General features: G+C 71.9%; 16 protein-coding genes. 11 read left to right on the forward strand and 5 right to left on the reverse strand.

Annotation, left to right across the window (positions count from 1 at the left end):
- Positions 1 to 16: 16 nt before the first annotated feature.
- From G514_RS0103680 to G514_RS0103695, 4 genes are read left to right on the forward strand one after another with little or no spacing between them, the layout of a single operon-like run.
- On the forward strand, positions 17 to 1,366 hold the full coding sequence (locus G514_RS0103680; protein ID WP_157544580.1) for an ABC transporter permease subunit: 1,350 nt from the start codon (positions 17 to 19) through the stop codon (positions 1,364 to 1,366).
- Between the two features lie 14 nt (positions 1,367 to 1,380).
- Positions 1,381 to 2,577 carry a branched-chain amino acid ABC transporter permease gene (locus tag G514_RS0103685; RefSeq protein ID WP_028650659.1) on the forward strand — a complete coding sequence of 399 codons (1,197 nt, stop codon included), beginning with the start codon at positions 1,381 to 1,383 and terminating at the stop codon, positions 2,575 to 2,577.
- Positions 2,570 to 3,541 carry an ABC transporter ATP-binding protein gene (locus G514_RS0103690; protein ID WP_028650660.1) on the forward strand — a complete coding sequence of 324 codons (972 nt, stop codon included), beginning with the start codon at positions 2,570 to 2,572 and terminating at the stop codon, positions 3,539 to 3,541. Before G514_RS0103685 ends, G514_RS0103690 begins: the two co-directional genes overlap by 8 nt.
- A complete protein-coding gene (locus tag G514_RS0103695; protein WP_028650661.1) occupies positions 3,538 to 4,326 on the forward strand; it encodes an ABC transporter ATP-binding protein in 789 nt (262 codons plus the stop codon). The genes G514_RS0103690 and G514_RS0103695 overlap by 4 nt, the downstream gene beginning before the upstream one ends.
- Here the strand turns inward: G514_RS0103695 and G514_RS0103700 are convergent.
- On the reverse strand, positions 4,316 to 5,569 hold the full coding sequence (locus G514_RS0103700; RefSeq protein ID WP_028650662.1) for an MFS transporter: 1,254 nt from the start codon (positions 5,567 to 5,569) through the stop codon (positions 4,316 to 4,318). The genes G514_RS0103695 and G514_RS0103700 overlap by 11 nt on opposite strands.
- Before the next feature lie 59 nt (positions 5,570 to 5,628).
- Between G514_RS0103700 and G514_RS24690 the strand changes: the two genes are divergently transcribed.
- Complete coding sequence (locus tag G514_RS24690) at positions 5,629 to 6,147, forward strand: MarR family winged helix-turn-helix transcriptional regulator (protein ID WP_245582091.1); 519 nt, start codon at positions 5,629 to 5,631, stop codon at positions 6,145 to 6,147.
- A gap of 69 nt (positions 6,148 to 6,216) precedes the next feature.
- Here the strand turns inward: G514_RS24690 and G514_RS24695 are convergent, their stop codons facing one another.
- Both G514_RS24695 and G514_RS0103715 read right to left on the reverse strand, forming a co-directional pair.
- Entirely contained in the window at positions 6,217 to 7,605 is a 1,389-nt protein-coding gene (locus G514_RS24695) for an ABC transporter substrate-binding protein (protein ID WP_211222024.1), read from the reverse strand.
- 199 nt (positions 7,606 to 7,804) lie between these two features.
- The gene (locus G514_RS0103715) at positions 7,805 to 8,578 is read right to left on the reverse strand and encodes a DUF554 domain-containing protein (RefSeq protein ID WP_028650663.1); all 774 of its coding nucleotides are present in this window, start codon (positions 8,576 to 8,578) and stop codon (positions 7,805 to 7,807) included.
- A 79-nt stretch (positions 8,579 to 8,657) separates the two neighbouring features.
- Here G514_RS0103715 and G514_RS0103720 point away from each other — a divergent pair, with 79 nt between their 5' ends.
- Together G514_RS0103720 and polA are read left to right on the forward strand one after the other, a co-directional pair.
- On the forward strand, positions 8,658 to 9,254 hold the full coding sequence (locus G514_RS0103720; protein WP_036563469.1) for a GNAT family N-acetyltransferase: 597 nt from the start codon (positions 8,658 to 8,660) through the stop codon (positions 9,252 to 9,254).
- 52 nt (positions 9,255 to 9,306) lie between these two features.
- A complete protein-coding gene (polA, locus tag G514_RS24700) occupies positions 9,307 to 12,003 on the forward strand; it encodes a DNA polymerase I (RefSeq protein WP_036563470.1) in 2,697 nt (898 codons plus the stop codon).
- Positions 12,004 to 12,213: 210 nt separating this feature from the next.
- Here the strand turns inward: polA and G514_RS24705 are convergent, their stop codons facing one another.
- The gene (locus G514_RS24705) at positions 12,214 to 13,464 is read right to left on the reverse strand and encodes a lipopolysaccharide biosynthesis protein (RefSeq protein WP_051246654.1); all 1,251 of its coding nucleotides are present in this window, start codon (positions 13,462 to 13,464) and stop codon (positions 12,214 to 12,216) included.
- A 62-nt stretch (positions 13,465 to 13,526) separates the two neighbouring features.
- Here G514_RS24705 and G514_RS24710 point away from each other — a divergent pair, with 62 nt between their 5' ends.
- Positions 13,527 to 15,266, forward strand: a complete 1,740-nt coding sequence (locus G514_RS24710; protein WP_157544581.1) for an MmpA family trehalose lipid delivery protein — start codon at positions 13,527 to 13,529, stop codon at positions 15,264 to 15,266.
- A gap of 55 nt (positions 15,267 to 15,321) precedes the next feature.
- On the forward strand, positions 15,322 to 15,474 hold the full coding sequence (locus tag G514_RS30105) for a hypothetical protein (protein WP_157544582.1): 153 nt from the start codon (positions 15,322 to 15,324) through the stop codon (positions 15,472 to 15,474).
- A gap of 17 nt (positions 15,475 to 15,491) precedes the next feature.
- On the opposite strand, the gene G514_RS0103750 is transcribed toward G514_RS30105, so the two are convergent.
- Entirely contained in the window at positions 15,492 to 16,652 is a 1,161-nt protein-coding gene (locus tag G514_RS0103750; RefSeq protein WP_157544583.1) for a glycosyltransferase family 4 protein, read from the reverse strand.
- 59 nt (positions 16,653 to 16,711) lie between these two features.
- Between G514_RS0103750 and G514_RS0103755 the strand changes: the two genes are divergently transcribed.
- Both G514_RS0103755 and dprE1 read left to right on the forward strand, forming a co-directional pair.
- Entirely contained in the window at positions 16,712 to 17,620 is a 909-nt protein-coding gene (locus G514_RS0103755; protein WP_028650666.1) for a decaprenyl-phosphate phosphoribosyltransferase, read from the forward strand.
- Positions 17,617 to 18,957, forward strand: coding sequence for an FAD-binding protein (dprE1, locus tag G514_RS0103760; RefSeq protein WP_036563471.1), 1,341 nt, complete (start codon positions 17,617 to 17,619; stop codon positions 18,955 to 18,957). The genes G514_RS0103755 and dprE1 overlap by 4 nt, the downstream gene beginning before the upstream one ends.
- The last annotated feature ends 60 nt before the right edge of the window (positions 18,958 to 19,017 follow it).

Here is a 19,017-nt window from a genome sequence, read left to right on the forward strand (position 1 = left end):
GAGGAGGACCCACTTGATGTCCCGAACGAGCGTCCTAGAGCGAGGCGTGGTCGCCCGCGCGGCGGCGTTCCTCGTGCTCTCCCTGCTCGTGGCGCCCCTGCTCCTGCTGCTCTCCAGCCGGTCCGTCGAGGCCGCCACGCTCTGCCTGCCGAAGAAGGACGAGACCGCGTGCATCGCGGGCACGATGGGCAGCCGCGCCGAGCCGATCGAGGGCGTCGACGTGACGCTGACCAAGCCCGACGGCAGCACGGAGACCCAGACCACCGAGAAGGACGGCAAGTTCGCCTTCACGATCACCGAGCCCGGCAACTACCTCGTGGGCGTCGACGAGGAGACCCTGCCCAAGGGCTCCGAGCTCCGGCCCCCGGCGAACGCCGCGCTGCGCGGCCCCGAGGGCACGATCAAGGTCGACAACGTCCAGCTCGGCCAGAACTACGGCCCGGTCCTCACCGTGCGCCCCAAGGGCTTCGACGACAGCACCAGCAAGTGGGACGAGTTCATCCAGTCCAGCGTCAACGGCATCCGGCTCGGCCTGCTGCTGGCGCTGGCCAGCGTCGGGCTCAGCCTGATCTACGGCACCACCGGCATCTCCAACTTCGCCCACGCCGAGCAGGTGACCCTGGGCGGCATGGTGGGCTACGGCCTCGTCAACGTCGCGGGGCTGCCGCTCGTCGTCGGCGGGATCCTGGTGGTCATCATCTGCGGCTTCACCGGGTGGTTCCAGGACCGCATCCTGTGGCAACCCCTGCGAAGGCGGGGGCTGGGCCTGACCCAGCTGATGATCGTCACCATCGGCCTCTCGCTGGCCATGCAGTACGCCTTCCAGTACACCGTCGGCGCCCGCACCGTGCGCGTGGTGGTCGAGACGCCCGAGACGCGCGACTTCGGCTCGATCCGGATCACCGACCAGTCGCTGTGGGCCATGGGCATCGCGGCCGTCGTCCTCGCGCTGGTCGGCCTCGCACTGCTCCGCACCCGCATCGGTCGCGCCACCCGCGCGGTCGCCGACAACCCCGCGCTGGCCCAGGCGTCCGGCATCGACACCGACAAGGTGATCCGCCTCGTCTGGACCGTCGCGATGGGCCTCTCCGGCCTCTCCGGCATCCTCTACGCGCTCATCGTCAACGGCGTGAAGTGGGACACCGGCCTCCAGATCCTGCTGCTGCTCTTCGCGGCGGTGACCCTGGGCGGTCTCGGCACGGCCTTCGGCGCGCTCGTCGGGTCGCTGATCATCGGGCTCGTGGTGGAGCTCTCGCCCATGGTCATCCCGGGTGACTTCAAGTACGCCGCCGCACTCCTCATCCTCATCCTGCTCCTGCTGGTGCGACCTCAGGGCCTGCTCGGCCGGCCCCAGCGGGTCGGGTAGAAGGGACCACCTCCATGGACGACATCCAGGGCATCCTCAACGCGATGATGCGCACCGCGGTGGACCCGCAGACCGCAGCCGTCGCGATCGCCGTCATCGGCCTCAACATCCACTTCGGCTACACCGGCCTGATCAACATCGGCCAGTCGGCGTTCATGCTCCTCGGCGCCTACGGCTTCGCCATCTCGATCACCCAGGGCTGGCCGCTGCCGGTGGCGATCCTGGTGGGGCTGGCGGTCGCGTTCGTGTTCGCCCTCGTGCTCGGCGTCCCGACGCTGAAGCTGAGGGGCGACTACCTCGCGATCGTCACGATCTCCGCGGCGGAGATCATCCGCTACGTCGGCAGGTCGGGCGGCTACGAGAGCCTGTCCAACCTCACCAACGCCGCGCAGGGCATCGCCGGCAGCCAGTACCGCACGCCGTTCACCGACCTCTCGCCGTTCCCCACCGGCACCACGCAGCTGCTGCCGTTCAACTACCTCGACGTGGCCGGCGGCTCGACCGTGGTCCGGCTGCTCGGCTGGCTGGTCGTCGTCGCCGCCATCTGGACGGCCGTCCGCATCGGCCGTCGCAAGGTGGGCCTCGAGGGCTCGACCCGCACGCTGGCCATGGTGGGGCTCACCGCGCTGGTGGTCGTCCTGCTGTTCTTCCTCGCGCCGGTCTCGCAGCGCAACACCGGCGTCAACGGGTGGTGGTTCACGGTCGTCGCGTGGATCCTCGTGGGGATCAGCCTGATCATCGTGCTCGGCCTGACCCGCAGCCCCTGGGGCCGTGCGCTCAAGGGGGTGCGCGAGGACGAGGACGCCATGCGCAGCCTCGGCAAGAACGTGTTCGCGATCAAGATGCAGGCGCTGATCATCGGCGGCCTGTTCGGCGCGATCGGCGGCATGATGTACGTCCTCCCGGCCGCCGTGCAGCCCGACGCCCTGGGCCGCTCGATCACGTTCTTCGCCTACACCGCCCTCCTGCTCGGCGGCGCGGCCACGATATGGGGGCCGGTGCTCGGCTCGCTGATCTTCTTCGTCGGCCGGGTCTTCCTCATCGGGGTCGCCAACACCTACCTGTCCTCCGACGACTACCTCAACATCATGAACGGCCAGCAGACCAGCCAGTTCGCCTTCATCATCGTCGGCGTCGCCCTGATGCTGCTGGTGATCTTCAGACCACAGGGCATCCTGGGAGACAAGAGAGAGCTCCGGTTCAATGTCTGAGACCACCACCGCCAAGGGACTGGCCGACCCGGCCGCGCGCCGCCAGCTGATGTCGGGCGTCGAGCCCGAGCCCGGCTCGTCGAAGCCCGACCCGATCCTCAAGGTCGACAACATCGTGCGTCAGTTCGGCGGCATCACGGCCGTCGACGTCGACCACCTGGAGGTGCAGCGCGGCATCATCACCGCGCTGATCGGCCCGAACGGCGCCGGCAAGACGACGTTCTTCAACCTCATCACCGGCTTCGACCGGCCGACGTCCGCCGGCCGCGGTGCCCACTGGAGCTTCGACGGGGCCACCCTCGACCGCACGTCGGCGTCCAAGGTCGCGAAGTCCGGCATGGTCCGCACCTTCCAGCTCACCAAGGCGCTGAGCCGGATGACGGTGATGGACAACATGATGCTCGGCGCCCAGAACCAGGCCGGCGAGAACCTCGCCAAGTGCCTGATCAAGCCGTTCTGGTCCGCGCAGGAGAAGCAGGTCGAGGAGAAGGCGCTCGCCCTGCTCGACCGGTTCAGCCTGCTGGAGAAGCGCAAGGACTACGCCGGCTCGCTCTCGGGCGGGCAGCGCAAGCTGCTGGAGATGGCCCGGGCCCTGATGAGCGACCCGAAGATGATCATGCTCGACGAGCCGATGGCCGGAGTGAACCCCGCGCTCACCCAGTCGCTGCTCGGCCACATCCAGTCCCTGCGCGACGAGGGCACGACCGTGCTGTTCGTCGAGCACGACATGCACGTCGTGCGGCACATCTCCGACTGGGTCGTCGTGATGGCCGAGGGCAAGCTCGTCGCGGAGGGTCCGGCCGACTCGGTGATGTCCAACACGGCGGTCATCGACGCCTACCTCGGCGCCCACCACGACACCGACCTGGGCGACGACGCCCTGCTCTCCGACGCGACCCTCGAGCAGCTCGAGGCAGAGGTCGCGGCCGAGGAGGCCGAGCGCGAGGAGGAGCAGCGGTCATGACCGACACCCAGCAGGCCACCCAGACGGCCGTCATCGAGGCCAAGGACGTCGTCGCCGGCTACCTGCCCGGCGTCAACATCCTCAACGGGTGCAGCCTGGTCGCCTACCCGGGCGAGATGATCGGCATCATCGGCCCCAACGGCGCCGGCAAGTCCACGCTGCTCAAGGCGATGTTCGGGCTCGTGAAGATCCGCTCCGGCAGCGTCCACCTCGGCACCCAGGACATCACCAACCTGCGTGCCAACACGCTCGTGGAGATGGGTGTCGGCTTCGTCCCCCAGAACAACAACGTGTTCCCCTCGCTGACCATCGAGGAGAACCTCCAGATGGGGCTGTTCCTGCGGCCCAAGAAGGTCCGCGAGCGGCTGGGCGTCATGTGGGACCTGTTCCCGGCGCTGCACGAGCGCCGGACCCGCTCCGCCGGTGCGCTCTCCGGCGGCGAGCGGCAGTCGCTGGCCATGGCCCGCGCGCTGATGATGGAGCCGTCGGTGCTCCTGCTCGACGAGCCCTCCGCCGGCCTGTCGCCGGTCCGCCAGGACGAGACGTTCATCCGCACCCGCCGGATCAACAAGACCGGCGTCTGCGTGGTGATGGTGGAGCAGAACGCCCGGCGCTGCCTGCAGATCTGCGACCGCGGCTACGTGCTCGACCAGGGCAAGGACGCCTACACCGGCACCGGGCGCGAGCTCGCCAAGGACCCCAAGGTCATCGAGCTCTACCTCGGCACGCTCGCCGAGGACGTCGAGGGCGCGAAGGGCGAGGACCCCAAGCTCGTCAAGGAGTAGCCGCAGCCGGCACGGACGGCTCCGGTGCGGCTTCGCGGCGCTGGAGCCGGCGTACGTCGCCGGACGTCAGCGACATGAGCACGCTCCCGACGATGACCGCGCCCACGACGGTCAGCCACGCCCGGCTGCCCACCAGGGCCGCCAGGGGGCCGGTGAGCACCAGCCCGACGGGCCGTGCGATGAACGACCCGATCATGTCGAAGGAGTAGACCCGCGCCAGCTTGTCGGGGTCAACCTGCTCCTGGATCGAGAGGTCCCAGCCGACGCTGAAGATCTCGAGCCCGAAGCCGTGCAGCCACGCACCCACGAGCACGACGACCAGCGAGTCCGACCACGCCATCGCCAGGGGGAAGGCGGCGGTGAGGGCCAGGAAGCAGGTGCCGACGAAGAGCGCGTGCCGCGGCCTCCAGCGCAGCGTGACCAGGCCGCCGACCACGAAGCCGACCATCATCGCCGAGAGCGCCCAGCCCCAGGCGGGCCGGCCGATGCTGTCGCTCACCACGATCGGGCCCAGCACGCTCTGCGCGCCGCCGTAGAAGAGGTGGTAGAGCAGCGCCTGGAGGATGAGCAGCCACAGCCACGTGTGGCGCATGACCTCGCGGAAGCCGTCCGCGACCTCGCCCCAGAGGCCCGCCTGGGCTGCCGGGGCGGGCACCGCCGGCACCCGCACCTGGGTGAACAGCAGGGCCGCGACGGCGAAGGTCAGCGCGTCGAACGCCAGCGCCCAGCCGCTCCCGACCCAGACCACCAGCAGCCCGGCCACGCCGTTGCCGAGGATGAGGGCGACGTTCTGGCTGATCCGGCGCCACGAGATGGCCCGCTGGAGCAGGCCGGCCGGCACGGTCTGCTGGGTTATGGCAGACGAGCTCGGTCCGCCGAGGGCGCTCAGGCAGCCGTTGACCATGCCGAGGACCGCCAGGAGCGGGATGCTCGACCAGTCGCCGATCAGTGACAGCGCCACGAGCCCCTGCGCCACGGCCGCCGCAGCGGCCGAGCCCTGCAGCATGACGGTGCGGGGGAGCCGGTCGCCGAGCACGCCGCCGAACAGCACCGCGCCGACGTCGGCCAGCGCGTAGAGGCCGACCACGAGCCCGAGCTCGGAGGCGCCGCCGCCCAGGTCGAGCACCGCGAACGCCAGCGCCACCGGGGCGATGCCGCCGCCGAGGAGGTTGATCGTCGTGCCGGCGACCAGCCAGCGGAACGGCGCGTGGCGCAGCGGGTGGTCGTCCCGCGTCGTGCTCATCGCAGAAGGTTATTCGGCAGCGAAATATTCGTCAACGAAAGATTCGGTACGCTGTCGGCGTGGCCAAGGACGAGGCGGACCTCCACGTGGAGCGCTGGCGCGACCACTGGGTGCTCGACAAGGGGTTCGACGACGACGTCGAGGCGATGACGGTGCGCATCGGCAACATCTTCAAGTGGTTCAAGCTCACCACCAAGGAGGCCGTCGCCCGGGTCGGACTGCAGGACTTCGAGTACGAGACCCTGCACGCCCTGATGATCCGTGACACCCCCGGCCGCGCCTCGCCCGGCGAGCTGGCCCAGGAGATGGGGGTCTCGAACGCCGGCGTCACCGGGCGGCTCGACAGCATGGAGAAGAAGGGCTGGCTCAAGCGGATGCCCGGCGCCGAGGACCGCCGCCGCGTCGAGGTGGAGGCCACCAGGGAGGGCCTGCGCCTGTGGCGCGAGGCCATGGACCTGCGCGGCTCCGCCGAGGACGACGTGGTCACGGTGCTCAGCAAGGAGGAGCTGGCGACGTTGAACCGGCTGCTGAAGAAGATGACGCTCTATGTGGAGGCTCGTCAGGCCTCGGGCGACTGACCGTCTTACGACAGAAGGCCCCGGACCTTGCGGTCCGGGGCCTTCGGTCAGAACTCTGAGGCGTTCAGATCAGGGCTTGGAGCCCTCGACCGTGCCGCTCAGGATGTTCTTGTTGTTGGCGTCGTACTGGTAGATGCCGATGAACGCCGACGACGGGTCGTTCTCGTCGTCGATCGGACCGATGCCCGACGGGCCGGCGTAGCGGATCTCCTTGCCCTCCTCGAGCAGGGCGACGCAGTCGGCGTAGGTGTTGCACTCCTCGCCGTCGGTGGCGCCCGAGACGGCGGCGAAGTTCTTGTCCACCGTCTCCGAGTCGTTCGAGCCGCCCTTCACCGCGGCGAGCGCGGAGAGGATGGTGGCGTCGTAGGCCTCGGCACCGTAGGAGAAGTCCTTGACCTCTTCACCGTTGGCCTGCTGGTACCAGCCCTTGAGCTGGTCCTTGAAGCCCTGGTCGGGGTCCTGGCCGGGGAGGGTGCCCTGGGCGCCCTCGAGCGTGCCCGGCTCGAAGTCCTCGCTGTAGTCCGACAGGTTGCCGTCGACGAAGTAGGTCTTGGACATGTCCCAGCCGGACGCGGCCAGCTCGGGCACGATCGACTTGGTCTCGTCGAAGGCGATGATGACGATCGCGTCGGGCTTGGCCGCGGTGACGGCCTGGACCTCGGCGGAGAACGTCGTCTGGTTCGGCTGGAACTCCTCGCCGGCGCCCTTGCAGCCGTAGACGCACTTGCCGCCGGCGGCGGTGATGGTGTCCTCGGTGGCGTTGCGCAGGCCGGTGCCGTAGGTGTCGGCGAAGACCAGGAAGCCGACGTTGGTGTAGCCGTCCTGGCTGATCAGCGTGCCGAGCGCGTTGCCCTGGACCGTGTCCGGCGGGGCGGTGCGGAAGTAGTACGGCGAGTAGCCGGACAGGTCGATCGCCGTGTTGGCGGGCGAGACCTGGGTGATCTTGGCCTCGGTCAGGGTGTCCACGAAGTTGAGCGACACGCTGGACGACTCGGCGCCGATCACGACCGACGGCGCGCCGGCGACCATGGTGCCGGCCGAGGCAGTCGAGATCGACATGTCGTTGGCGTCGCCCGAGTCGAGGATGTCGTGGCAGGCCTTGGCGCCGTTGACGCCACCCGCCGCGTTGATGTCGGAGACGGCCAGACCCACACCGGCGACCGCCGGAGGCCCGAGGAAGGCGAGGCTGCCGGTCAGGGGCAGGATGCCGCCGACCTTGAACGAGTCGGCGCTGGTGGCACCCTGCGCACACTTGTCGTCGGTGAACGCGGCCGCGGTCTCGGACGGCGAGCTCTCGTCGGTCGGTGCCGCGCTGGTGGTGTCGCCGTCGCCGGCGTCGGACCCGGAGGAGTCTCCGTCGTCGCCGCAGGCGACCAGGGACAGCCCCAGGGCAGCGCCCAGAGCGACCGTGGCCGACAGCCGCCTGAACCGCCGGGAGGCGGTGGTGGATCGATTCACGTCGTGAACCTTTCTGTTCGTGAGTGCACTTCACCGCGGCCCGGCACCCCGCACGCCGGGCTCAACACGGCCACCGTAATCTCAGCAAGGCGGGCCGCGCCTCCGCGAACCCTCTCGTTAGCGAACCGTTACGTCAATGCGCCACACGGGCCAGAACATGATGCGTTCGGGCTAGGTGAGGACTATTCCCAGCCGCGGCTCAGCCGTGTATCGCGGCGGCGACCTGCACCAGCAGCGGCGCGACCAGGAGCGCGGGCAGGAGGTCGGCGACCGGGATCTCGCGGATCCGGAGCAGCCGCAGCGCGACCCCGACGAGCATCAGGCCGCCGGCCGCCGTGATGGCGGCGAGGTGGGCCTCGGGGAGCACGTCGCCGAGCCCGACCCCGACCAGGGTGAGGCCGCCCTGGATCACGACGATCGTGATGGCGCTCGCCGCGACGCCCCAGCCGAACGACGCCGCGAACGCGACGGCGGCGAACCCGTCGAGCACCGACTTGAGCAGGATCTGGTCGGGGCCGTTGCCGAGGCCGTCGTTGAGCGACCCGAGGATCGTGAGCGGGCCGGTGCAGAACACCAGCGAGCTGACGACGAAGCCCTCGATGAACCTCGCCCGCTCCGTCGAAGTGCCTGAGCCTCCCTGCGAGCCGGTCCGCGAGCCCGACAGCCGCACCTGCAGCCACCCGCCGAAGGCCTCGACGCGCTGCTCGATCCGCAGCAGCGAGCCGACGATGCCGCCGATGAGCAGGGCGCCCAGCACGACGAGGAGCGGCGCGCTGTCGCCGACCTCGTCGGCGAGGTCGGGGGAGAGCACCTCCATCGCGGAGGTCGCGGCGATCAGCAGCGTGACCAGACCCAGGGCGTCGGTCACGAGGTCCCTGGTCCGTACCGGTAGCCGGTTTCCGAGAAGCACCCCGGCGGTGGCGCCGACCAGGACGGTCGTGACGTTGACGAGCGAGGCGAGACCCGGTAGCAAGGGAGGCTCCTGTGGTGTGGGAGGGCGGGCACAGTGTCGCGCATCGGGTGACCCACACCTCGTGACGACAAGGATCCCGATGAGCCGGCAACCGGTGTCGATGCGTCAGGCGACCATCGCCGACGTACCGTTCCTCGTCGAGCTGTGGAGCGACTCCCTGCGGCGAGCGGACCGTCAGGACCAGGTCCACGACCTCGAGATCATCGTCAAGGAGGCCGCGGAGTCGCCCGAGCGGCGGCTCCTCGTCGCGGAGTACGACGGCGAGCCGGCCGGAGCGGTGCTCCTGCGGGTGATCCCGATGACCCCGCTCAACCTCGAGCCGACCGTGCAGGCGCTGGCGCCGCACGTGACCCCCAGCTTCCGGGGCAAGGGCATCGGCAGCGTCCTGATGGAGGCCGCGGTGCTGTGGGCCGAGGACCTCGGCATCCACCACATCACCACCGCCGCCCCCTCTTCCTCGCGCCATGCCAACCGGTTCATGGCGCGCCTCTCGCTCGGCCCCCAGGCCGTGCTCCGCGCGTCGTCGACGTCGTTGGTGCGCGCCAAGCTGGCCGCGACGCAGCCGAGCAGCGCGCGCATCACCGAGCGGTCGCCCGGCCGTCGCCACCTCGGACAGGTCCTGGCGGCGCGCCGCCAGCTGAGCCGGCGTTCCGCGAAGGACCCCAGCGCCTCCTGACCGACCGGGTCCGCCGGTCGGGGGTGTCGGTGCGCGCCTCTAGAGTGGCGATGTGACCGACGGTCCTCCCCGGCTGCTGCTGCTCGACGGCCATTCGCTGGCCTACCGCGCCTTCTTCGCGCTCCCGCTCGAGAACTTCTCGACCACCACCGGGCAGCCGACCAACGCGGTCTTCGGGTTCACCTCGATGCTGATCAACGTGCTGCGCGACGAGCGGCCCACCCACGTCGCCGTGGCCTTCGACGTGTCGCGGCAGACCTTCCGCCTGGAGCAGTACGCCGAGTACAAGGCGGGCCGCAGCAAGACCCCCGGCGAGTTCTCAAGCCAGCTGCCCCTCATCGAGGAGGTGCTGACCGCGATGCGGATCCCGTTCCTCAAGAAGGAGGGCTACGAGGCCGACGACATCATCGGCACGCTGGCGACCCGGGCCAAGGACGACGGGTTCGAGATCCTCATCTGCTCGGGCGACCGCGACTCCTTCCAGCTCGTCGACGCCGACACCACGGTCATCTACCCCATGCGCGGGGTCTCCGAGATGAAGCGGATGACGCCCGCGGCCGTCGAGGAGCGCTACGGCGTGCCGCCCGCGCGCTACCCCGAGCTCGCCGCGCTGGTCGGCGAGACCTCCGACAACCTGCCGGGCGTGCCCGGTGTCGGCCAGGGCTACGCCGCCAAGTGGCTGACCCAGTACGACGGCCTCGACAACCTCATCACCCACGCCGACGAGATCACCGGCAAGAAGGGCGAGGCCCTGCGCGAGCACCTCGCCGACGTGATCCGCAACCGCCGCCTCAACGCGCTGGTCTGCGACCTCGACCTCGAGCTGGCCCCGGCAGACCTCCTGTGGCCCTCGTGGGACCGCGCGGCCGTGCACGAGCTGTTCGACGGGCTGGAGTTCCAGGTCCTGCGCACCCGCCTGCTCGAGTCGCTGCCCACCGAGGAGGAGCAGGCGATCGACGACTCGGGGTTCGACGTCTCGATGCGGGTCCTCGGCACCGGCGAGCTCGCCGGGTGGCTCGCCGAGCACGCGTCCAGCGGCGAGCGGGTCGGCATCCACCCGGTCGGCCACTGGCGCGCCGGCACGGGCGACCTCCTCGCGCTGGCGTTCGCGACGGAGGAGGGGGCGGCGTACGCCGCGACCGACGCGCTCGACGTCGCCGACGAGGAGGCGCTGGCCGACTGGCTCAAGGACGCCTCCCGGCCCAAGGTGCTCCACGACGCCAAGGGGCCGATGCTCGCCTTCGCCGCGCGCGGCATGCCGCTCGCCGGGCTCGAGCGCGACACCGCCCTCTCGGCCTACCTCGCGCGCCCCGACCAGCGTTCCTACGACCTGGCCGACCTCACCGTCCGCTACCTCAAGCGCGAGCTGCGCCAGGGTCCGGCCGACGACGGCCAGCTCAGCCTCGAGGGTCTCGACGGCGACGGGGCGGGCGGCTCCGGCCCGGGCGAGACCGAGATGCTGCACGCCCGGGCGGTGCTCGACCTCGCGGCCGCGCTCGACGACGAGCTCGAGGAGCGCGGCGGCACCCGCCTGCTCACCGAGGTCGAGCTGCCGCTGGTCGACCTGCTCGCCCAGATGGAGCGCACCGGCATCGCCGTCGACGGCGAGCACCTCGGTGCCCTCGAGGACCACTTCGCCGCCGAGGTCAAGCTGGCCGCCGAGGAGGCGTTCGCGGTCATCGGCAAGGAGATCAACCTCGGCTCGCCCAAGCAGCTCCAGGTGGTGCTCTTCGACGAGTTGCAGATGCCGAAGACCAAGCGCACCAAGACCGGCTACACCACCGATGCCGACGCGCTGCAGGCGCTCTACGTCAAGACCGAGCACCCCTTCTTGCTCCACCTGCTGCGCCACCGCGACGTGTCCCGCCTGCGCCAGACCATCGAGGGTCTGCTCAAGACGGTCTCGCCCGACGGCCGGATCCGCACGACGTTCAACCAGCTGATCGCGGCGACGGGCCGGCTCTCGAGCACCGACCCCAACCTCCAGAACATCCCCATCCGCACCGAGGAGGGCCGCCGGATCCGCGAGGGGTTCGTCGTCGGCACGGGCTACGAGAGCCTGCTCACCGCCGACTACAGCCAGATCGAGATGCGGATCATGGCGCACCTCTCGCAGGACGACCTGCTGATCGAGGCGTTCAGGTCCGGCCGCGACTTCCACTCCATCACCGCCTCGAGGGTCTTCGACGTCCCGGCCGACGAGGTGACCGTCGAGATGCGGGCCAAGATCAAGGCGATGAACTACGGCCTCGCCTACGGCCTCTCGGCGTTCGGCCTCGGCGCCCAGCTCGGCATCGACCCGAGCGAGGCGCGCGGCCTGATGGAGGAGTACTTCGAGACCTTCGGCGGCATCCGCGACTACCTCCAGGGCGTCGTCAACCAGGCCCGCACCAGCGAGTACACCGAGACGATCATGGGTCGGCGCCGCTACCTGCCCGACCTCACGTCCGACAACCGGCAGCGCCGCGAGATGGCCGAGCGGATGGCCCTCAACGCCCCGATCCAGGGCTCGGCCGCCGACCTCATCAAGATCGCGATGCTCAACGTCGACCGCGCCATCAAGGCGGCCGGTCTCGGCTCGCGGATGCTGCTGCAGGTCCACGACGAGCTCGTCTTCGAGGTCGCGCCGGGGGAGAAGGACGACCTCGACGCCCTGGTCCGCGAGCAGATGGGCTCGGCCGCCGACCTGCTGGTGCCGCTCGACGTCTCGGTCGGCACCGGTCGGTCCTGGCACGACGCCGCGCACTGACTTTCTACCCCCGCGAGTTTCGGCCCCCAGTCCGTGGCGCCAGCTTCGCGGCGCCTGGCTCGCTGGCGCTCGCTGCGGCGCGGGCGCCACGGCCCGGAGGCCGATCGCGGGGCGCCTCGCTCCGCTCGGAAAGACCGGGTCGCTGCGCTCCCACGCTCCAATTGCGCTGTGTCGGGGTTGACCCGGCGCGAAGTTCACGACGGGTCGACGTCAGGCGGGGCGCGTCTCCGCGGGGACGGCGACGTCGGGCCGGGTGCCGGTGAGGGCGATGCCGAGCAGGGCGGCGAACAGCGCGGCGTCGACGGCACCGACGACGAGCACGAGCGACGTGGCGGAGTCGACGGTGAGCGCGAGCGCGACGAGCACGGCGAGCGAGGTCCAGATCAGGATCACCGCGCGGCCCTGGCGGCGGGCGAGCGCCGAGTAGACGAGCAGCTGGATCATCGCGAGCAGAATGCCGACGATCGCGAACTTCCACAGGTCGTCGGTGATCGCCGAGAAGTCGCTGCCGCCGACGAAGACCTGGGCCCAGCTCGGCAGCACGAGGGTGGCCGCGACGCCGATGAGGCCGAGGAAGGCGGACAGGCCGAGGGCCGCGAGCAGCGTGGTCCGGCTGGTCTGCTCCTTCGACATCGAGGGGAAGGCGACGACCACCACGAACTGCGGGAGGAACAGGATCGCCTTCGCCATGATCAGGCCGGCCGCGTAGAGACCGGCCTGCGAGTCGGCCATCATCGCGCGGGCGACGAGGATGTCGACGTTGGAGAGCGCGAAGAACGCCAGCAGCGCCTGGCTGCTGTGGCCGACCTCGCGCAGCAGCTCGAGGCCGGGGTGCCCCTCGCTGTGCGGGGTGTCCGTGCGCGGCCTCGACAGCGCCAGGGCGCCGATGACCACCGGGACCCAGCAGCCGAGGGCCACGCCGGCCATCGCGGCGAGCTCGGTGGGCCAGAAGATGAGCAGCCCGACCCCGAAGAAGACCCGGCCGAGGCCCTGGGCGAGGTAGACCAGCGCCAGCAGCCCCCAACGCCGTTCGCCCTGGAGCACGCCGGCCTGGGCACCCATGTAGGTCAGGGGGAACGCCGCGACGCCGACCATGAGCGCGGTGGGCAGGCTCTCGAGGTGCAGCACCGCGTTGAGCACGGGCGCCAGCGCGAGGCAGACCGCGCCGAGCACCAGCGCGCTGCGGAGCCCGACGCCGAGCACGACGCGCTCGATCGCGACGACCTGCTCGGGGTGCGCGGAGATCCGGCGAGCGCCGGTGGCCTGCAGCCCCAGTGACAGGACGCTGATCACGAGCAGCGCGCCCATCAGGGCCGAGAACGCGCCGTACGCCTCCTTGCCGACGGTGTGCGCCGCGAGCACGGTGTAGCCGTACGTCGAGAGGTTCATGACGCCCATGGCGACCGCGATGACGGCGCCGCTACGCAGCCTGCGGCTGGTCTCGGTCGCCATCTTGCTCACGGGCCAGAAGCCTACGGGCGGGCTCGGGGCGCGCTGAATTCGTCAGTGGTTGGATCGTCGCCATGCCTGCCCCGCGTCGCCTCCGTGTGGCACGCCAGGCGCCGGTCGTGGTCTGGGCGCTCGTCGTCGCGCTCGTCGTGCTCGGGCCGGCGCTCGGCCCGGGCTTCCTCCTGGTGCGCGACATGGTCTGGGTCCCCGACCTCGCGCTGCGGGCCGACGCGCTCGGTCTGGGGTCCGGCCTGCCCCGGGCGGTGCCGTCCGACGCGGTCGTGGCGGTGCTCGACGAGGTCGTGCCCGGCATGCTCCTGCAGAAGCTCGTGCTCGTGCTGGCGCTCGCGGCCGGCGGGGTGGGCGCCGCACGCCTGCTGGACGCCGACCGGACGGCGAGCCTGGTGCTCCGGCTGGTCGCCGTCACGGCGTACGGCTGGAACGCCCTGGTCGCCGAGCGGCTGCTGATGGGTGCCTGGCCGGTGCTGGTGGGGTACGCCGTGCTGCCCTGGCTGCTCGACGCGGCCCGGCGGTGGCGGGCCGAGGGCCGGCTGCCACCGGCCCTGCTGGTGCTGGTGCCGCTCGGGTGCCTGAGCGCCAGCGCCGGGCTCGCCACGGCGCTTGCGGTGCTCGCCGGCGCGGCGGGCCGGGGTCGCACCCTCAAGGCGGCCCTGCTCGTGGCCGCGGCCAACGCGCCGTGGCTGGTCGCCGGGCTCCTGCACGCGTCGGCGGCGACGTCCGACCCCGCGGCCGCCGAGGTGTTCGCGCTCCGGGGGGAGGGATCGGTGCCGGCCCCGCTCGCGGCGCTGACGCTGGGCGGCATCTGGAACACCGCGGTGCAGCCCGACACCCGCACCGGCGCCCTCGGCTGGGTCGCGCTGGTCGCCCTCCTCGCCCTGGCGGCCGTCGGCGCGCGCCCCTGGTGGCGGCGCACGCCGTCGCGCGACCGGCTCGCGCTGCTGGTCTGCTGGGCGGTCGGCTGGGGGCTCGCGGTGCTGACCTGGCTCGCGCCGGCCCTGGTCGGCTGGGCGTCGGAGCACGTGCCGGGCGCCGGCGTCGTCCGCGACGGTGCGCGCACGCTCGTGCTCTGCGCGCCGCTGCTGGTGGTGCTGGTCGCCGAGGGCGTGCGCGCGCTGGCCGGCCGGGTCCCGCGCGAACGGGTGGCCCGGGCCGCCCTGGCGATCGGCGCGGTCCTGCTGCCCGTCGCGCTGCTGCCCGACCTCGCGCTCGGCGTCGATCACCGGATCGCGCCCGCCGACTACCCCGCCGACTACGACCGCGCACGAGACGTGGTGGCCGAGCACGGACACGGCGACGTGCTGGTGCTGCCGCTGTCGAGCTATCGCGCGCCCACCTGGAACCACCGGCACCTGGTGCTCGACCCGATCGGCCGCTACCTGGCCCGCGACTACGTGGCGAGCGACGTGCTGGTCATCGACGGGGTGCCGCTGTCGGGGGAGGACCCGCGGGTCGGCGACGCCGCGCGGGCCCTGGCCGAGCCGACGCCGGGGGAGCGCGCCGCGGCGCTGGGCCGGATCGGCATCGGCGTCGTGGTCGTCGACCCGGACGCGCCTGGAACGGCGCCACCGGACGTCGCGGGCGATCGGCTCCTCGAGTCCGAGGTGCTGCAGGTCGTCGCGCTCGACGACGTGGACCGCCGCGACGTCCAGACCAGCTGGCAGGTCGCGATGGCCGCCGCGTGGCTCGCCTACACGGGGCTCCTGGCACTGTGGCCGCTGCTCGTCGTCCGCGCGCGGCGGGGCCGGGCCGCGAGGACGGCGCTACCGTCGCCGCGCCGAGTGACCGGCGAGTAGCAATCGCCATACCCCGTCGGGTAGGTTGTGCGCGGACTCAGGGAGGGGCCCGTCAGTGAAGATTTTGACCACGTTCGCCGCCATGGTCGTGGGTGGGGGGATCGCAGCAGGGTCGATGTACGGCCTGCTCGCGTCGCAGACCGCCGCGCCTGCCAACTCGCCGACCAACGTGAACGCGCCCGAGTTCGACTACGGCTCCAACAACTGAGTCGTCGCCGCCCCTGATCAGGGGCGGAGCGCTGGATCCTGTGCGTCCAGCCGGCGCCCCTCGAGGGCGGCCCGCACGACCGTGGCGAACGACTCCTGAGCATGCCCCCACGTGAACGCGTGACTGGTCACCCTGGCGCCCCTGCCGAGCCGCTCCCGGTCCTCGACGTCGTCGAGCAGCGCGCCGACCGCCGCGGTGAAGCCCGCCCGGTCCGACACGAGCACGCCGGAGAAGCCGTCGACCACCGACTCCTGGGTGCCGCCGGCGTCGCGGTAGGCGACCGTCGGCGTCCCGTGCATCCCGGCCTCGCCGACCACGAGCCCCCAGCCCTCCTTGAGCGAGGGCAGGGCCAGCAGCCAGGCGCGCTCGTAGATCTCGTGCTTGCGCTCCTCGTCGACGTGCCCCTCGAAGACCACGGTGTCGCCGGCCTGTCTGGCGCCCGCGTAGTCGCGCAGCCGGGCCTCCCACCAGCCGCCGCCGACCACGTGCAGCCGCAGCCCGGGATGGGTCGCGCGCAGCGTCACGGCAGCGTCGATGGCGTGCTCGACCTGCTTGTGCGGGACCAGCCGTCCCACGACCGCGACCATGGGCGTCGGCGACTTGCCGCCCGCGACGGGCACCACGGGGTCGGTGCCGTTGTGCACCACGGCGACCCGCGGGCCGCGCACCCCGAGCGCGCGGAGCTCGCTGCGGGTGGCCCGCGACACCGCGACGTACTGGCTGCGGCGGTAGAGCAGCGGAGCGAGGCGACGCTCGATGAACCAGCCGACGTGACCGGTCAGCCCGGGGTAGACGACCGGCCACTGCTCGCGGTGCACGTGGTGGACCAGCACCACGACCGGCTTGCGGGTGACCAGGCGGGAGAAGAACGGCAGCCCGTTCTGGACGTCGACCACCACGTCGGGGTCGCCCAGGTCGCCGCGGCGCAGCGCGCGCATGCCCTCGAGGTAGACCGACAGCTTGGTGCCCCGGCGCACGAAGCGGATGCCGTCGACGACCTCCTCGGGCGGGGCCGCGGCGTGGCCGGCGCAGAAGATCGTCACCTGCGCGCCGCGCTCGACGAGCCCCGCGGCCATCGACTCGAGGTAGCGCTCGGCGCCGCCACCCTCCGGGTTGCGGGTGTCGCGCCAGCTGAGGAACACGACCTGCTTGCCTCGCAGCGGGTCGGCCTCGGACACTCGACGAACAATAGGACGCAGGGCCCACCGTGGGACGATCGACGGGTGAGGAGCACCCCGTGGTGACCGACGGCGCGGTCCGCGCGTCGGCCGCCGGCGAGCCCGGCCTGGCCCGGGCGCTGGTGCGCGCCGCACGCCCTCGGCAGTGGGTCAAGAACCTCCTCGTGGTGGCCGCTCCGCTCGCCGCGGGCGAGGTCAGCGACGGCGATGTCGTCGCCTCGACGCTGCTGGCCCTGGTGACCTTCTGCCTCGCGGCGAGCGCGGTCTACCTCGTCAACGACGTCGCCGACCGCGACGCCGACCGGCTGCACCCCACCAAGCGGCTGCGGCCGATCGCCTCGGGCGCACTGCCGGTCCCGGTGGCCCTGGGCGCCGCAGGGGTCCTCGTCGTGGCCGCCGTCGTCGTGGGCTGGCTGACCGACCCGCAGCTCGCGGTGCTGGTGGCGGCGTACGTCGGCCTCCAGGTCGTCTACGCCGTCCGGCTCAAGCACGAGCCCGTCCTCGACATCTCGATCGTGGCGGCGGGCTTCCTCATGCGAGCCGTGGCCGGCGGCATCGCGGCCGACCTGCCGCTCTCGCAGTGGTTCCTGCTGGTGTCGGGGTTCGGGTCGCTGTTCATCGTGGCCGGCAAGCGCTACTCCGAGCTGCACACGCTCGGCAGCGAGGCCGGGACCCGCCGCAGCCTGGTCCGCTACACCGACACCTACCTGCGCTTCGTCTGGAGCACCGCGGCCGGCGCCACCGTCATCTCCTACAGCCTGTGGGCCTTCGAGGAGGCGCCCGGCGACGGCGTCCCGTGGCACACGATCTCGATCGCGCCGTTCCTGATGGGGCTGCTGCGCTACGCCGTCGATGTCGACGCCGGCACCGCCGCCGAGCCCGAGGACATCGTGTTCCGCGACCGCGTCCTCCAGCTCATCGGCGCGGCCTGGCTCGTGACCGTGTGCTTGGGGGTGCTGGCCGCATGACCTCCCTGCTGTCGGGCTGGGGCCGCACCGCCCCCACCGCGGCCACGCTCGTCGAGGCGGGCGCGTCCGACGTCCCGGCCCTCCTGCGGCAGGCCATCGCGCGCGGCGTGATCGCCCGCGGCCTGGGCCGCTCCTACGGCGACGCCGCCCAGAACGCCGGCGGCACCGTGCTGGCGCCGCTGACAGGGCCGACCACGGTGGCGCGGGCCGCCGACGGCACGCCGCTCGTGACCGTGGCGGCGGGCACCAGCCTCCACGACCTGATGGCCACGCTGCTGGCGCAGCGGCTCTTCGTGCCGGTCACGCCCGGCACCCGCTACGTCACCGTCGGCGGCGCCATCGCGGCCGACATCCACGGCAAGAACAACCACCGCGATGGCAGTTTCGGCGACCAGCTCGTGTCGCTCGACCTGGTCACGGCCGACGGGCGGCTGCGCACGGTCGGGCCCGAGAGCGACCCGGCGCTGTTCTGGGCGACCGTCGGCGGGATGGGGCTCACCGGCGTCATCACCGCGGCCACCCTGCGTGCCCTGCCGGTCGAGTCGGCGTACGTCGCGGTGGACACCGAGCGGGTCCCGGGCATCAACGAGCTCGTCGACCGGATGCGGGCCGGCGACGACGCCTACCACTACTCGGTGGCCTGGATCGACACGCTGGCCCGGGGCCGGTCGCTCGGGCGTGCCGTGCTCACCCGCGCCGACCACGCCACGGCCGACCAGCTGAGGGGCCCAGCCGCCCGGGACCCGTGGGCCGCCCCCCGAGGGCCGAGGATCGCGGTGCCGTTCACGCCGCCGGGCCTCGTCACGCGACCGACGGTGCGCGCCTTCAACGAGGTGTGGTTCCGCAAGGCACCCCGGCACCGGGTCGGCGAGCTGCAGTCGATCGCGGCCTACTTCCACCCGCTCGACGCCGTCGACGACTGGAACCGCCTCTACGGCCGGCGGGGAATGGTGCAGTACCAGCTCGTCGTGCCCGACGACGCCGAGTCGGCGGTCACGGAGGCCCTCCGGGTGCTCGCGGACGCCGGCCGGCCGTCGTTCCTCGCGGTCCTCAAGCGCTTCGGCCCCGGCAACCCCGGCCTGCTGTCGTTCCCGATGCGCGGGTGGACGCTCGCCCTCGACCTCCCGGCGAGCCCGGCGCTCGGGCCGATGTTCCGCACCCTCGACGCGCTGGTGCTCGAGGCCGGCGGGCGCCTCTACCTGGCGAAGGACTCGCGGCTCTCGCCCGAGACCTTCGACGCGATGTACGAGCAGGCCGACGACTTCCGCAAGCTGCGGCGCGACCTCGACCCCGCCGGGGTCTTCCAGTCCGACCTCGGACGTCGCCTGCAGCTCTGACCGCACGCCCCGCAGGTCGCCGGCCGCCCCGCCGGCCCGGACCTGCCCCGGACCCCACCC

The organism is Nocardioides halotolerans DSM 19273 (genome assembly GCF_000422805.1).
Taxonomy (GTDB): domain Bacteria; phylum Actinomycetota; class Actinomycetes; order Propionibacteriales; family Nocardioidaceae; genus Nocardioides; species Nocardioides halotolerans.